At 72.9% G+C, this 15521-nt stretch carries 9 protein-coding genes; 2 read left to right on the top strand and 7 right to left on the bottom strand.

Annotated elements, in window-relative coordinates:
- Window positions 1-78: 78 nt before the first annotated feature.
- On the bottom strand, window positions 79-1875 hold the full coding sequence (locus ACIBW9_RS20015; protein ID WP_398956735.1) for a protein kinase: 1797 nt from the start codon (window positions 1873-1875) through the stop codon (window positions 79-81).
- Window positions 1876-1924: 49 nt separating this feature from the next.
- On the bottom strand, window positions 1925-2827 hold the full coding sequence (locus ACIBW9_RS20010; RefSeq protein WP_398956734.1) for an MBL fold metallo-hydrolase: 903 nt from the start codon (window positions 2825-2827) through the stop codon (window positions 1925-1927).
- A 72-nt stretch (window positions 2828-2899) separates the two neighbouring features.
- Here ACIBW9_RS20010 and ACIBW9_RS20005 point away from each other — a divergent pair, with 72 nt between their 5' ends.
- On the top strand, window positions 2900-3802 hold the full coding sequence (locus ACIBW9_RS20005) for an AraC family transcriptional regulator (protein ID WP_398956732.1): 903 nt from the start codon (window positions 2900-2902) through the stop codon (window positions 3800-3802).
- Window positions 3803-3851: 49 nt separating this feature from the next.
- Here ACIBW9_RS20005 and ACIBW9_RS20000 read toward each other — a convergent pair whose 3' ends face one another.
- The 4 genes from ACIBW9_RS20000 to ACIBW9_RS19985 all read right to left on the bottom strand — a co-directional run bounded on the left by ACIBW9_RS20000 (window position 3852) and on the right by ACIBW9_RS19985 (window position 12417).
- Entirely contained in the window at window positions 3852-5465 is a 1614-nt protein-coding gene (locus ACIBW9_RS20000; RefSeq protein WP_398956730.1) for a serine/threonine-protein kinase, read from the bottom strand.
- A gap of 72 nt (window positions 5466-5537) precedes the next feature.
- Window positions 5538-7220 carry a serine/threonine-protein kinase gene (locus ACIBW9_RS19995; protein WP_398956728.1) on the bottom strand — a complete coding sequence of 561 codons (1683 nt, stop codon included), beginning with the start codon at window positions 7218-7220 and terminating at the stop codon, window positions 5538-5540.
- 161 nt (window positions 7221-7381) lie between these two features.
- The gene (locus ACIBW9_RS19990) at window positions 7382-10048 is read right to left on the bottom strand and encodes a protein kinase (protein WP_398956726.1); all 2667 of its coding nucleotides are present in this window, start codon (window positions 10046-10048) and stop codon (window positions 7382-7384) included.
- Between the two features lie 164 nt (window positions 10049-10212).
- Window positions 10213-12417: a serine/threonine-protein kinase gene (locus ACIBW9_RS19985; RefSeq protein ID WP_398957627.1), complete on the bottom strand. Its 2205-nt coding sequence runs from the start codon at window positions 12415-12417 to the stop codon at window positions 10213-10215.
- Between the two features lie 172 nt (window positions 12418-12589).
- Between ACIBW9_RS19985 and ACIBW9_RS19980 the strand changes: the two genes are divergently transcribed.
- On the top strand, window positions 12590-13633 hold the full coding sequence (locus ACIBW9_RS19980) for a serine hydrolase domain-containing protein (RefSeq protein ID WP_398956724.1): 1044 nt from the start codon (window positions 12590-12592) through the stop codon (window positions 13631-13633).
- Window positions 13634-13710: 77 nt separating this feature from the next.
- On the opposite strand, the gene ACIBW9_RS19975 is transcribed toward ACIBW9_RS19980, so the two are convergent.
- Entirely contained in the window at window positions 13711-15417 is a 1707-nt protein-coding gene (locus ACIBW9_RS19975; protein WP_398956721.1) for a glycerol-3-phosphate dehydrogenase/oxidase, read from the bottom strand.
- Window positions 15418-15521 lie beyond the last annotated feature (104 nt).

Here is a 15521-nt window from a genome sequence, read left to right as displayed (position 1 = left end):
GCAGTACACACACCCCGCCAGTGCTCACTGGCAAGGTTTGCGCTGATCAGGCGTTGTGCGGGGACGACGAGGAGCGGTTCAGCTTTTTCCGATCACGAGGCGGTCGCGTGCGCCCTTGAAGAGGGCGGTGCCCTTCTTCTCGGCCGGGGTGCCCTTGGGCATGTCCACGCGCAGTTCGTACATGCGCCCGTCGTCGGTGCGGATCATCAGCTGCATCACCCGGGCCGGGGTGTCGCCCGGGGTGTAGGAGGTGTCCGCCTGGACCGCCTCGAAGCCGTGGAAGGTGGTGCGGGTGTACTGGGTGCGGGCGTCCCCGTGGTAGCTGTTCCAGACGCCGTGCGCCTGCTGCGCCTGGGCCATCGGGGAGCGGGGAGCCTTGTCCCACTGGGTGAGGCGGATGGTGACCATGCGGTCGGGCCCGTCGTACTCGACGAGGCGGGGCGGGCTCGCGGCGCTGCCTTCCCTGGCGGACTCCCGGTACCGGCTCGGCAGGGTCAGCACGGCGTTCATGCCCTGCTCCCGGTGCGCGGTCCAGACGGTGGCGCCGGGGCCGGGGGTCTCCTCGCGGGCCGGGGCCTCGGTGAGGGTGGCCGTCCGTTCGGTGACGCCGCCTCCACTGTCGGTCTCGACGAAGTGGGGAATGCCGAGCCAGGCGCCGCCGACGAGCAGGGCGGCGAGCGCGGCGAGGGAGGTGCGGCGGCGCAGGAGGGCACGCTTCGGGGCCGGGTCGGGGTGCGGGACGCTCGCCGTCGCGGGTTCGGCGGAGGGCTCGGGGCCGGACGAGTCGGCGTCGGCGGACCGCTCGGATGCCGGGCGGGGCCCTGAGGTGGGTGCGGTGTCGGATTCCGGTACGGCCACAGGGGCCGCCGCCTCGGCCGCAGCGGCCGGCGTGTCCGGCACGGGCGCAGCCCCCAGCCGTACGGTCCCCCTGTCGTCGGCGAACTCCCGCAAGCCTGCCGTGCCCTGGGCCACCTCCGCACCGGCCTCGGCCTGCGGCACCGGCCAGCCCTCCGCCACCGCCTCCAGCACCGCCCCGGTCTCCTTCGCGCCGGGCCGCTGCTCCGGGTCCTTCACCAGCAGCCGGGCGATCAGCGGGCCGAGCGGTCCGGCCTGTTTCGGCTCGGGCGCCTCGGAGGCGATGACCGCGGCGAGCGTGGACTCCACCGTCGTACGCCGGAACGGGGAGACTCCCTCCACGGCCGCGTACAGCAGCACGCCCAGCGACCACAGATCGGAGGCCGGACCGGCGCCCCGGCCCGACATCCGCTCGGGCGCGACGAACTCCAGGGAGCCGACGAACTCCCCGCTCACGGTGAGGGATTCCTCGCCCTGCACGTGGGCGATGCCGAAGTCGGTGAGAACGACCCGGCCATGGGGGTCCCCCCGCTCGAGCGAAGTCGAGAGTGGGGGAGCGCCGAGCAGGACGTTGGCGGGCTTGACGTCCCGGTGCACGATGCCGACCGCGTGCGCCGCGTCCAGGGCGCCGAGGACGGCGTGGCCGATACGGGCGGCCTCGGAAGCCTCGACCGGGCCGCGCCGCAGGACCTCGTGGAGGGACTCGCCGCGGATCAACTCCATGACGATCCAGGGCAGTCCGTCCTCCTCGACCACGACGTCATGGATGGCGACGGCGGCCGGATGGTCGACGCGGGCGGCGGCGCGGGCCTCGCGGTAGAGACGGTGGGCGGCCCGCCGGTGGTGCTCGTCCTCCGGGTCGCCGGGCAGCCGGGGCTGCTTGACGGCGACGTCCCGCTCCACGAGTTCGTCGTACGCCTGCCAGACGGTGCCCATGCCGCCGGAGCCGATGCGCTCGGTCAGCCGGTAGCGCCCGCCGAGCAGCCGACCTTCGCGCGTCCGTTCGCCGCCTGCACTCATGCCTCATGAGTACCTTGCGGAACGGGGAGTTGTCGACGCGGCGCCTGGATCACGGAGCCCAGCGGGCGAACGTGAGGGCGTCGCCGCTTCGCCGCACCTCCACCACCCCCGAGCCGCCGAAGTGGGCGGGGATCAGCAACTCGCCCTCGGCCACGGCATGTTCGAGCACCCGGCGGCGGCTGGTGGCCGCCTGCCGGGGGTCCAGGCAGAAGCAGCTGCTGCACTCGGGATGCAGGATCTGGACCGGGCTGTGCAGCAAGTCACCGACGAACACAGCCCGTTCACCGCCCGAGGTGACCCGCAGGACGGACGAGCCGGGGGTGTGGCCGGGGGTCGACTCCAGGGTGAGGTGCTCGTCGATGCGGTGCTCGCCGTCCCACAGCAGGGCCTGCCCGGACTTGTGCACGGGCGCGATGCTGTCCTCGTAGATCAACCGGTCGTCAGGGCGTACACCGCCGCCGTATCCGCCGTCCGGGCCGAAGTGGTGGTCGTCGGCGGCCGGGAGGAGATAGGTGGCGTTCGGGAAGGCCGGCACCCAACTGCCCTCCACGTCGTGGGTGTTCCAGCCGACGTGGTCGCCGTGGATGTGGGTGTTGACGACGACGTCCACGTCCTCCCGGCGCACTCCGGCCTGCGCCAGGCGGCCCGGGAAGTCGCCCTGCCGCTGGTGGAAGAGGGCGTTGCCGGGCCGCTCGCGGCCGTTGCCCACGCCGGTGTCGACGAGGACGGTGCGGCCGGCGCTGCGGAGCACCCAGGTCTGCACCGCGACCACGGCACGGTCGCTGCCGGGCTCGCAGTGGTCAGGGACGAGCGTCTCCCGGTCGTCCCGCCACACCTCGGGGCCGACGCCCGGAACGAGGTCCCGGACAGGGGCGTAGGGCCCCCGCCACTCGACGACCCGGAGCACCTCGACGTCACCGATCATGAAACTCTGCACGTTCTCATCAGCCATGACAGTGACTCTAGAAGCACTCACCTGAGCAACCCAATGCCTGCATGGCTCATTCAGATACGCTTGCGTCTCATGGATGTGGTGAGTGACGCGATCTCCGCGATACGCATCGGACAGCCCTCCTCGAACCGGCTGCGGGTCGCCGGCACCTGGTGCACGCGACTCGCCCCGTACGAGGGCGCGGGGTTCCATGTGGTCCTCGCGGGTGGCTGCTGGCTGCTGCCCGACGGGGGCGGCGAGCCGGTGACGCTGGGCGCCGGGGACGTCGTACTGCTGCCGCACGGGGTGGGGCATGTGCTGGCGGACGCACCGGGCGATACGGCGCGGGCCGTGCCGTTCGAGGAGATGCGGCCGCCCGCGGAGGCGCCGGGCGGGCGTGAGGTGGAGTTGCTGTGCGGCAAGTACCGCCTCGACCGCAGCCGGGTGCACCCGCTGCTCGCGGAGCTGCCGCAGGTCGTCCATCTGCCGAACCGGGTCGGCTCCCATCCCGAACTGCGCGCTGCCGTGGACCTGTTGGCCCGCGAGCTCGACGAGCGCCGCCCGGGTTCCTGCCTGGCCCTGCCGAGCCTGCTCGACCTGCTGCTGATCTACATGGTGCGGGCGTGGACGACGGAGGCGGACACGGCGACGGGTGCCTGGCCGGCCGTGCTCAGCGACCCGGTGACCACGGCCGCCCTCCGCGCCCTGCACTCGGACCCGGCCGCCCCGTGGACCAACGACCGGCTGGCCGCCGAGGCGGGCGTCTCCCGTGCCACGCTGGCCCGCCGGTTCACCGCCCTGGTCGGCCGTCCGCCCATGGCGTATCTGACCTGGTGGCGGCTGACCCGCACGGCCACGCTCCTGCGCGACACCGACGCCCCGCTGGCCTCGGTGGCCCGCGAGACGGGATACAGCAGCCCGTACGCCCTGTCGCACGCGTTCAGCAGGGAGTTCGGGGTGACGCCGGGGAGGTACCGGGCACAGGTGCGGCGCTGACGGCGGTCTGAGTCTGCCGACGTCTCACACGAACTCCGGGATCCGCGCCTCACCCGGCCGCGAAGGTGTCCACCGCGACGTCGAAGTACTCCTTGGCCTCCCGCACCTTGCCGACCGGCGCCGACACCCACACGTCGTACATCCGGCCGCCCTCCTCCCAGCACAGGTCGTAGGTGTGCCGGGGGCCCTCGGCCGTGCTGAAGCCGTTCCAGGTGAACTCCCAGAGGGCGGCCGGTTGTCCGTGCTGGGTGGTCGAGGTGACCCGGCCGTCGTGGTAGCCGGGGTTGGTGTCGGAGCCCGCGGCGGCGGCGCGCCGCATCACCGCGAGCGGACCGCCCGTCCCCGGGTCGGTGACCTTGATGCCGAGGCGGAAGGTCTCCCCCGGTGACAGGTAGAAGACGCGCTCGCCCTGCGGTGAGCGGGTGAAGTCCTCCGGTACGGCGAGGGAGAAGCCGGCCGGGTCCTCGGCGACGCGGTAGCCGGAGGGGGCGGAGGGGCGGGTCGCGGTGACGGGGGACTTGGAGGGCGTGCGCGAGGGGCTCGGCGTGGTGGAGGTGGGTGACGGCGACGCGCTCACCGAGGTCCGCGGCGGCGCACTCGTCGGCGTACCACCCCCTTCGCCGCCCTGGTTCATGAGCAGCGCCGCCGCCGAGACCCCCGCCCCGGCCATCGCGGCGACCAGCAGCGCGGCCACCAGCACGCCCCGGGTGGACTGCCTGGTCTCCACGGTGGGTGACGGCGTCGGTGCCGGCGTGGGCACCTGCGTGGGCGTGCGGGGCACGTCCTGCTCGGTCGGTGTGTAGGCGGCGGGCCGGGCCGGGGTGCGGCCGGTGTCCCGGTAGGCGCGCAGCATGCGCTCGGCCTGCGCCGCGTCCAGCCGGCGGTCGGGGTCGCGCTCCAGCAGGCCCAGGACCACGGGCAGCAGCGGCTCGGCCTGTGCGGGCGGGCGTATCTCGTCGAACACGACGGCATGCAGGATGCCGCCGAGCGAGTCGCGCCGGAACGGGGACTCGCCGCTCAGCGCGGTGCACAGCAGCGCGCCCAGCGACCACAGGTCGGACTCGGGGCCGGTCCTCGCCCCGGACATCCGCTCCGGCGCGGTGTACTCGGGCGAGCCGACGAAGGAGCCGGTCTCGGTGAGCGTGGTGGCGCCCGCGACCTGCGCGATGCCGAAGTCGGTGAGGACGACCCGGTCCGTGCCGGACTCCAGCAGGACGTTGGCGGGCTTGATGTCGCGGTGCAGCACCCCGGCCTCGTGCGCCGTGCGCAGGGCGCTGAGCAGGGCGGCGCCGATCCGGGCGGCCTCGGCGGGGGCGAGCGGCCCGCGCTGGGAGATGCGGTCGGCGAGGGAGCCGCCGTCGATCAACTCCATGACGATGTAAGGGCGTTCGTCCTGCTCGACGACATCGTGGACGACGATGATGTGCGGGTGGCGCAACTGGGCCACCGCACGCGCCTCGCGCAGGGTGCGGTCGCGCTGCCGCCTGGTCTCCTCCGCGGAGAGCGTCTCGTCGAGGTCGAGGGGGAGCTCCTTGACCGCCACCTGCCTGCCGAGCAGCTCGTCGGTCGCCCGCCACACCACACCCATGCCACCGCGCCCGAGTCTCGACTCGAGCCGATAACGGCCCGCTATGACACGGACGCCTTCCCCCTCGGTCCCCATGCGCCCCATCATGCCCCACCGGACGGATGTGCTCCGGGGCGGTGACCGGCCAACCCCCGTCCGGCCCAACGGTTACTGGGAGGTCTTCTCCTGCCAGCCCTGCTGGACCCACTTGAACTGCTTGCTCGTGGTGGCCCAGTCGGCCGCGGGCGAGGAGATGTAGATCGCGTACTCGGTGCCGTCCCCGGACATGTACGTCTCCTCGACGGCCCGGCGCGGACCGGGGAAGGGGACTTCCGGTTGACCCTCCAACGCGGTCCAGGTGTACTCCCAGACGGAGCCGGGCCGGTCGCGGTAGATGTTCGTCTCCAGTCGTACGCGGTGGTAGTCGGCGAAGCGCCGCTGGAGCTGGTGCTCGAGGCTCACCTGGTGGGAGTAGGCGTCCTTGAAGTCCGGTGCGGTGTCCATGGCGATGCGGACGAAGTGCTTGCCTTTGTCGGGTGTGTAGTCGACCTGCTTGATCTCGCCGGAGACGCCGAAGACCTTCCGGCTCCAGCCCTTGGGCAGGTAGAGACTGAAGCCCCAGGGGTCGTCATAGCGCCGCCATGCCGCAGGAACGGTTCCGTTGGCGTTCGGGCTGGGCGAGCCCGTGGGCGTCGGGCTCTGCGTGGTGGAGCCACCGGCTGTGCTGCTCGGCGTTTTCTTGTCCCACGACTGGAACGCCACGGCCGCGCCTGCGCCGACGATCGCCGCGAGGGCGATCGCGAGGACGGCGGTGCGCAGACGGCGGCGTTTCGGCGCGGGGCCGGTGCTCGTCCGGTGCTCCGGGCCCAGCCCGGTCGGCCCGATCGAGGTCGGCCCGGTCACCGGCGGGTACGGCGTGGCGGAGCCCGTCTGCGGTCCCGTGCCGGAGCCGATGTGCGGGCCGGTGGCGGTGGTCCCGGTCTCGTAGCGGGAGCCGGTGTGCTGGGTGGGCACATACGCCTGCGCCGCGTTCGACCGCCGGCCCTCCGCCGCCTCGGCGAGCATCTGCTCGGCCTCGGCCGCGGACGGCCGTGCGGCGGGGTCCTTGTGCAGCAGCGCGGCCATGACGGGCCCGAGCGGACCGGCGTACTGCGGGTCGGCGGCGTTCTCCTCCACGACCGCCTGCATGGTGGACAGCGGCGAGGTGCGGCGGAACGGCGACCTGCCCTCCACCGCCGTGTACAGCGTGGCGCCGAGCGCCCACAGGTCGGAGGCGGGGCCCGGGTCGTGGCCGCGGACCCGCTCGGGGGCGAGGTAGTCGACGGAGCCGACGACCTCTCCGGTGCGGGTGATCGTCGTATCGCCCTCGATCTGGGCGATGCCGAAGTCGGTGAGCAGCACGCGGCCGTCGTGCCCGATGAGGACGTTGCCGGGCTTCACGTCGCGGTGCAGCACTCCTGCGGCGTGCGCGGCGCGCAGCGCGCGCAGCACCCACAGCCCGATGCGCGCGGCCTCGGTGGGCTCGACGCGGCCCCGCTCCTTGACGGCGTCGGCCAGCGAGTAGCCCTCGACGAGCTCCATCACGATCCACGGACGGCCGTCGTGTTCGAGCACGTCATGCACCGTGACCACGGCGGAGTGGTTGATGCGCGCGGCGGCGCGCGCCTCCGCCCGGGTGCGCGCGAGCAGCCGCTCCTGTTCGCTCTCGGACACATAGAGCGCGGCGGTCAACTCCTTGATGGCGACAGCACGGTGCAGCACCTCGTCGTGTGCGCGCCACACGCGGCCCATGCCGCCGCTGCCGATCGAGTCGGCGAGCCGGTAGCGGCCCGCGACAAGCTGGCCCTGCATCTGATTCACGTTGCCCCGCAATGCTCTTGACAGGGTCAGACTAAGGACCGGTCCGTCAACAGGGAACAAGGGGGGTGCCAAGGAGACCGCACTGTGACGGTTGTCGCTTCGGTGCGCAGGACGCAACCATTCGCCCCTTCACGGGCTGCTCACAAACGGGATCAGCCGGTCACCTGATAGGTGGCCGACGCCTGCTCGTACAGCTTCGTCACCTCGTCCCGCTGCGACTCCGGTCCACGCACCTGCACGATGTGGTACCGCCCGTCGATGAGCATCACCAGGTTGCGCACATACAGGTCGTTGCCGCCGGCGTCGGTCCAGGTGAACTGTCCCTCAGCCATGGTCCGGGTCCCCACCGTGACGGTGCGCAGCCCGGTCGCGGTGGCCCAGCTGGAGCTGCGGTACGGCTGCAACTCGTGCTCCGTGTCCCGCTGGTACGCCATCGGGTCGCTGCCGTAGGTGACCGCGCCGTCGCGTCCCTTCACGACGATGAGCTCGAAGGCGCCGTGCGAGTACACCACCTGGTTCCAGCTGTTCTTTCCGGCCCGCGACCAGCCCTTGGCCACCGCGATGTGGAAGCCCTCCGGGTCCTTGCGCAGCGTGAAACCGTCGGCGACGGCCGGCCCGCTGGTCTGGCTCTCCGTCGCGGTCGCCGAATTCGAAGGGCTGTCCTCGGACTTGGGCGAGGTCTGCTCGGGGCGTGGCTGGCTGCTCGCGCCCTGGTCCGACTGCTCGGGGGCGGGGCTGACCTCCCCCGCACTGCCGGTACGGTCGCTGCCCGCGTCCTTCTGCCCGGCCTTCGGCATGAAGAGCACGGCGTACGCGACCGCCGCGGCCAGCAGGAGCAGTATCAGCACCAGCAGGGTGCGGCCGAGGCTGCGCGGCGAACGCACCTGCTCCTTGGCCCGCTTGTGCCGTCCGTGCGCGCTGGTCGCGGGCAGTCCGGCGCGCCGCCTGCGCACCAGCTCGCCCCGCCGCCGCACGATCGGCAGCCGGTTCGGGTCGGCAGGGGGTGCCGCGATGACATGCGTACCTGCGTCGGGCTCAGGAGCGGACCGCACCAGCGACCGCAGCCAGCCCCTGAGTTCCTCGAAGTCCGGCCGCTCGGTCGGGTCCTGACGCAGCAGGGACTCCACGACCGGCCTGAGCGGCCCGCACTCCTCCGCGAAGGCGGGCGGCTCGGCGCACACCATCTGCACCAGCTCGGCGGTCGACTCCTCCGGATACGGTGCATGCCCCTGTACGGCCCTGAAGAGCAGCGCCCCGAGCGCCCACAGGTCGGTGGCGGGCCCGATGGGCGCCGCCAGCTGCCAGTTCTCGTGCACGGGCCCGGCCTGTTCCGGTGCCCACCGCTCCGTCACGGGCCCCACCACGGCCATCCGCGCCTGCCGGGCCCGCTCGGCGGCGAGCGGGGTGGCGGGGCCGCGCGGGACGGCGGTGCCGGCCACGAGGTCGTCCCAGCGGCCGGGGGGTGTGGCGCCCGTGGGGGGAGCCTTGTCCAGGCGGGGGGTGGGAACGCCGGAGGTCGAGGACGCACCGGTGCCGGGTTGCGCCGCGTAGGAACCGCCGTCGCCCGGCGGGAGTGCCGTACGGCCGCCCTGGCCCGCGAGACCGGCCGCTTCACCGCCCTCGACGGCCGGCGCGCCGCCGACTCCGCTGCGGGGCGCGGCGCCGTGCCAGGCGCTCACGCCGTACGGGTCGGCTATCTGCCCCGGCGGGTTCGTGGTGCGCGGCGAGGTCCCGACGCCGTCGCCGGAAGTGTGGACCTGTGCCGAGCCGTTGGCCTGCGGGGCGCCGCCCTCGGGCGCGGAACGGGCACCGGGCAGCGCCGCCCGCCCGCTCTGCTGCGCCTCCTGGACCCTGGCCGCGGCCCGGGCACCCGCCCGGTACGCGGCGATCGCCCCGGCCCGCGCGGCCCGGACGTCCTCGCCGGTCTCCAGGGCCTTGGGCGCGAGCGCACCCGGCGCCCCCGCCCCGTTCGCCGTGTCCGCCCCGGCGCTCGGCAGTCCCCCGGCGGTACGCGCCCGGATGGCGGCACGCCGAGCGGCCTCGGGGTCGCCGTCCCCGGGACCGCCTTGAGCACCCTGGTGTCCGGCCGGGCCCTGGGCGGTCTGCGCCCCCTGGACACCTGGCAGACCGGGTCCGCCCGGCTCACCCGCGGGACCGCCCGCAACTCCGAACCCGCCGTGCCCGTCGTCCTCCGGAGCCGGCACCGGGTCGTACCCGCACAGCGCCTCCTCCGCCGCCCCGACCGCGAGCCCGGTCAGCATCACCCGGCCGTCGTCGCAGACCAGCACCGTACGGGCCGTGATGTTCCGGTGCACCCAGCCATGGGCGTGCAGCACCCGCAGCGCCATCAGGACGTCTGAGGCCACCTCGGCCGCCCGGTACGGCGTGAGCGGCTTCTCGGCGAGCAGCGCCGCCAGCGGCCGCGCCGACACCAACTCGCTGACGACCCACAGCGAACCGCCCTCGGCGAACACGTCGAAGACCTGGTCGAGCCGCGGATGGTCGGGGATCCGCGCCGCGGCCTGCGCGGCCTCGACCGCGCGCCGTACCGCCGGGTCGGTGGGCCGCCGCACCCCGGTGCGCGCCGCGGACCGACCGCTCCCCCGCTGACGCGGGTCACGCGCCGTGAAACCGTCCGGCAGCCCCTCCGCGTCGAGCACCTCCGCCTCGACGACTTCCGGCAACGGCACCTGCCTGACCAGGACTTCCTGACCGCTGTAGGTGTCGAAAGCGCGGGTGTCGGTGAGTTCGTACTCGTCGGCGGGTGGCAGCGGCAGGCGGTAGCGGTCGGCGAGAACCCGTCCCGCATAGTCGTCCACGTTGCCTCCCCCGGCCACCCGCTTGGTCAATTCCGTTCGCCTTGCGCCCCGTTCCGCACCCATACCTGGATGCGTACGGTCCGCAAACACTCACGATACGTGCCGGAGGCAACCCGCAATGAGGGGATGCCAGATCTCACGGCTCAAACGCGGGTTCGGTCACCTCACGCCTTGGGTTCGAACGTCTTCGCGAGGGTGTCCCAGGTGGCCTTACGCAGGTCACTGTCCCAGTTCGCGGCTTTCGCCGTGTACATCAGCGCATATCCGAGATGGTCGTTGACGACGAACCCACGGTCGATCGTCCGGTACTCCGTTCCGCTCTCCACATAGGTGAACTCCCAGTCGGCCGTGTTCCAGTCGTGGTAGTCCACCTGCTCTATCCGGATCTTCTGGTACTGCGAGCGCGTCATGTAGCGCTCCTGGTTCTTCCAGTCGGCCACCGGGTCGCCCTTGGGCGTGGACGTCCAGGCGACGAGCAGCTTCTGCCCGTCGGGCCCGGTGAACCGGTCCCCGGCGGAGCTCGCCGACTGGTACTTCCACCCCTTGGGCAGTCCTATCGAGTAGCCCTGGCTCCCCGTGTACTTCGTCTGCACCGCGCTGTCGTCGGACGACCCGCCCGCTCCCGCGCTGCTGCCGCCGGACGCGGTCGGGCTGTTGCTGGGGGTGCTGCCGTCCGTCGACGCCGACCCGGACTGCGAGTCGGCTCCGCCCGCACGCGTGCCGCCGCTCGCGTCCTCCTTGGTACGGGCACCTGCGGAGGCACTGGCCGCGGCCTTCCCGCCGCTGTTCCTGCCGCCGTGCGAGTTCTTGCCGTCCCCGCCGAGCACGAGGGCCAGCACGGTCCCGACCACGGCGAGCACGACCACCACCGCGATGATCACCAGCGTCCGCTTCGGCACCACGTCGGTGAGCGGCGCCCTGGGCACGGGCCGCGGCGGCAGATCCGGCGGCGGCACCACCGGCCACCCCGAACTGCGCCCACCGGCCCGCGCATTCGACCCCTGGGTACCGCTCTCCCGGCCCTCGGAGGCCGCACCGGCCGACGAGGCCGCGGCACCCGAAGCCGCCGATGAACCGGAACCGGCGGCGCTACCGGAAGTGGCTCCCGAAGCTGCCGAAGACGGCGACGCGGCCGACCGTGGAGCCGGCGGCACCGCAGGCATCGGAGTGGTGGGAGCGGGAGGGGCCGGAGGAGCAGAAGGTGCCGAGGAACCGGCCGCTCCCGACGCCCCGGCGGACTTGGTGCCGCCAGTTCCCGAACCGGCCGTACCGCTCCCCGACTTGCCGCGGGTCGCAGCCGCCGAACCGGCCGCCGCTCCCGCCGCAACCGCGGCCTTCCGCACGGAACGCAGTGCCCCGCGCAGCTTCTCCGCCGCCTCCTCGCCCCGCTTGACTCCGGAGCCGCCCGAACTCCCCTTGCCCTTGGGTGCATCGGGCTGCACCGGCAACGGCACCACCCGCGTCGCGTCCAGCGGCGGCTCCGGCTCGGCCTCCTTCGGCTCGGGCGCGTGGATCACACGGTTGAGCATCGCCCGCGCACCCGCGTCGTCGAGCCGCTTGGCGGGATCCTTGGTCAGCAGCCCGTAGATGACGTCCCTCAGCGGCCCCGCGTTCTTCGGCTCCTCCAGCGGCTCGGTCATCACCGCGGTGAGGGTGGCGATCGCGGAACCCTTGTCGTACGGCGGCACGCCCTCGACGGCCGCGTACAGCAGTCCGCCGAGCGACCACAGGTCCGCCGCGGGTCCCGGCTTGTGGCCGCGGGCCCGCTCCGGGGAGATGTAGGAGGGTGCGCCGACGAGCATGCCGGTCGAGGTGATGGACGGATCGCCCTCGACCTGGGCGATACCGAAGTCGGTGAGCACGACCCGGTCGGTGTCGGACTCCAGCAGGACGTTGGACGGCTTCACGTCACGGTGCAGGATGCCCTCGCGGTGCGCCGAGCGCAGCACGTCGAGGATCGCAAGACCGACCTCGGCGGCCCGCTTCGGCTCCAGCAGGCCGTCCTCCCGGATGACCTCGGCGAGCGACTTGCCCTCGACGAGCTCCATCACGATCCACGGCCGGTCGTCCTCCTCGACCACGTCGAAGACCGTCACCGCGCTGTTGTTGCGGATCCGCGCGATCGCCTTGGCCTCGCGCAGCGTCCGCGTGATCAGCCGCCGTTTCTCGTCCTCGTCGATGTTCGACGGGAACCTCAGTTCCTTGACGGCGACCGTCCGGCCGAGGGTCTCGTCCTCGGCCCGCCACACCGTGCCCATGCCGCCGCGGCCGAGCACCCTCCCCAGCCGGTACCGCCCGGCGAGAAGACGCTCGCTGTTGTCCTGACGAGTGTCCTGACGAGATGTCCCCGCCCGCTCCGCCTCCGACATGCGTCCCCTCATGCAACCCGCCCTGACAGAGCCTCCATTGTCCCTCACCCGACAAGTGCCCGACGCCCAGGGTGCCCGTGGCACCGTACGAGGAGCCCGCGCGCCCGGGACCCCGCCCGGCCGCGCGTCACGCCACCCTGGATGATGGGCCGCGACAAGGGAGGACCTCGCGATGCCGCCACTCAGGACGCTACTGGCCGCGCCCGTGTCGCTGGTGCTCCTCGCCCTGTCCCCGCCCTCGTCCTCGGCGCCCGCGGCACCGGCCACGGACACGCTCCTGCCCCTGCTGGTCTCGCAGGGCCAAGCCCCCGCCGCGGCCCTCCTCGCCCACGACGACTCCGGCACCCGCTACGCCCGGGCCGGCCGCGGCATCGCCCGTGCCGACCACTTCCGCGCAGGCAGCATCACGAAGACGTTCATCGCGACGGTCGTGCTGCAACTCGCGGCGGAACACCGGCTGTCCCTGTCCGACACCGTCGAGCAGCATCTGCCCGGCCTGGTGCACGGAGCCGGCAACGACGGCCGCACGATGACCCTGCGCGCCCTGCTCACCCACACCAGCGGCCTGCACGACTTCGCCGCCGACACCGGAGGCCTCGTTCCCCTCTCCCCTCGTCAGGCCGTACGCATCGCCCTCACCCACCCCCCGGGCGCCCCCGGCCGCTACTCCTACTCGAACACCGGCTACGTGGTGCTCGGCATGGTCATCCAGCAGGTCACCGGCCACTCGTACGCCACCGAGGCCGAGCGCCGCATCATCGCTCCGCTGGGTCTGACGGGCACCTCCTTCCCGGGCTCCCGCACCTCTCTGCCCTCTCCGCACGGCCGCGCCTACGCCACCGACGGAACCGACGTCACCGAACTCGACCCGCGGGTGGCCGGAGCCGCGGGCGAGCTGGTGACCACGCTCGCCGACCTGGACCGCTTCTACGCGGCCCTGCTGGGCGGCGAACTGCTGCCCTCGCGCCGGCTGCGCGAGATGCGCGACACCCGCACCGCACACGGCCTGTACGGCATGGGCCTGTTTCCCGAGAAGCTGCCGTGCGGCATCACGGTGTGGGGACACAACGGACGCATCACCGGCAGCTACGTGCGCACCGCAGCCACCGCCGACGGCCGGCATGTCCTCACCTTCCGTGTGAACACGACGGCGATCGCAGATCCCGGCCTCGAACCGGCCCTGCTCGCCGCCGAGTTCTGCCCTCGCACCGAGTAGAACGACCGGGTTCCGAACGAAGATCCCAGATCGCGCCACTCGTTCGAGTGAGGTCCCGGTGCCTGTCGCCCGGCGTCCTACAGCGGCACGATGTCCGGCGCCCCCAACCGCGCGGCGTCCGCCGTCAGGTCGTCCGGCTGCCGCTGCGACTCCCGCTCGGCCTCCACGCGCTTCTCGTAGTGCTCGACCTCGCGCTCGATCTGGTCCTTGTCCCAGCCGAGCACCGGCGCCATGAGCTCGGCCGCCTCCCGTGCGCTGCGCGTCCCCCGGTCGAAGGTCTCGATGGAGATGCGGGTGCGCCGGGTCAGCACGTCGTCCAGGTGGCGGGCGCCCTCGTGCGAGGCGGCGTACACCACCTCGGCGCGCAGATAGTCGTCGGCGGCCTGCAGCGGCTCCCCGAGCGAGGCGTCGCCGGCGACGAGGTCGAGGACCTCCTCCGCCATCGACCCGTACCGGTTCAGCAGATGCTCCACGCGCACCACATGAAGACCCGTCCGCGCCGCGATCCGCGCCCGCGCGTTCCACAGCGCCCGGTAGCCCTCGGCCCCCAGCAGCGGCACGTCCTCCGTCACGCACTCGGCGACCCGCATGTCGAGGCCGTGGACCGCCTCGTCCACCGCGTCCTTGGCCATCACCCGGTACGTCGTGTACTTGCCGCCCGCGACCACGACGAGGCCGGGCACGGGATGGGCGACCGTGTGCTCGCGCGACAGCTTGCTGGTGGCCTCCGACTCGCCGGCCAGCAGCGGGCGCAGCCCCGCGTACACGCCCTGCACGTCGTCCCGGGTCAACGGCACCGCGAGGACCGAGTTCACATGCTCCAGCAGATAGTCGATGTCCGCGCTGGAGGCGGCCGGGTGCGCCTTGTCGAGGTCCCAGTCGGTGTCCGTGGTGCCGACGATCCAGTGCCGGCCCCAGGGGATGACGAACAGCACGGACTTCTCGGTGCGCAGGATCAGCCCGGACGAGGAGCTGATGCGGTCCTTCGGTACGACCAGGTGGATGCCCTTGGACGCCCGGACGTGGAACTGGCCGCGCTCGCCCACCATCGCCTGGGTGTCGTCGGTCCACACACCGGTCGCGTTGACGATCTGCTTGGCGCGGATCTCGTACTCGCCGCCCGCCTCGACGTCCTGCACGGTCGCGCCGACGACGCGTTCGCCCTCCCGCAGGAAGCCCGTCACGCGCGCGCGGTTGGCGGCCCTCGCGCCGTACGCCGCCGCCGTGCGCACCAGGGTGGCCACATAACGCGCGTCGTCCATCTGGGCGTCGTAGTACTGCAGGGCCCCGACCAGCGCGTCCTTCTTCAAGGCGGGTGCCACGCGCAGGGCGTGGCGGCGGGTCAGGTGACGGTGCGTGGGCAGGCCGCGCCCGTGTCCGCGGGCCATCGACATCGCGTCGTAGAGCGCGACGCCCGAACCGGCGTACAGCCGCTCCCAGCCCTTGTGCTGCAGCGGGTACAGGAACGGCACCGGCTTCACCAGATGCGGGGCGAGCCGCTCCAGCAGCAGGCCGCGCTCCTTCAGCGCCTCCCGTACGAGCGCGAAGTCGAGCATCTCCAGATAGCGCAGCCCGCCGTGGATCAGCTTGCTGGACCTGCTGGAGGTGCCCGACGCCCAGTCCCGCGCCTCGACCAGGCCGGTGGACAGTCCGCGTGTCACGGCGTCCAGGGCGGTGCCCGCACCGACCACGCCGCCGCCCACCACCAGTACGTCCAGCTCGCGCTCGGCCATTCCCGCCAGTGCCTCGGCGCGCTGCGCCGGCCCCAGTGTCGCTGTCCTCACCGCTGCCTCCCGCTGTCGGTAGCGTCGGCCGCACCCGTCGGGCGAAGCCCGGTTCTATCCCCCATGCCCAAAATTCTGACCGGCTTGCCCGGCTTCAGCCACCA

Source organism: Streptomyces sp. NPDC049541 (assembly GCF_044465725.1).
Taxonomy (GTDB): domain Bacteria; phylum Actinomycetota; class Actinomycetes; order Streptomycetales; family Streptomycetaceae; genus Streptomyces.
This window is presented reverse-complemented; position numbering and strand designations above follow the sequence as displayed.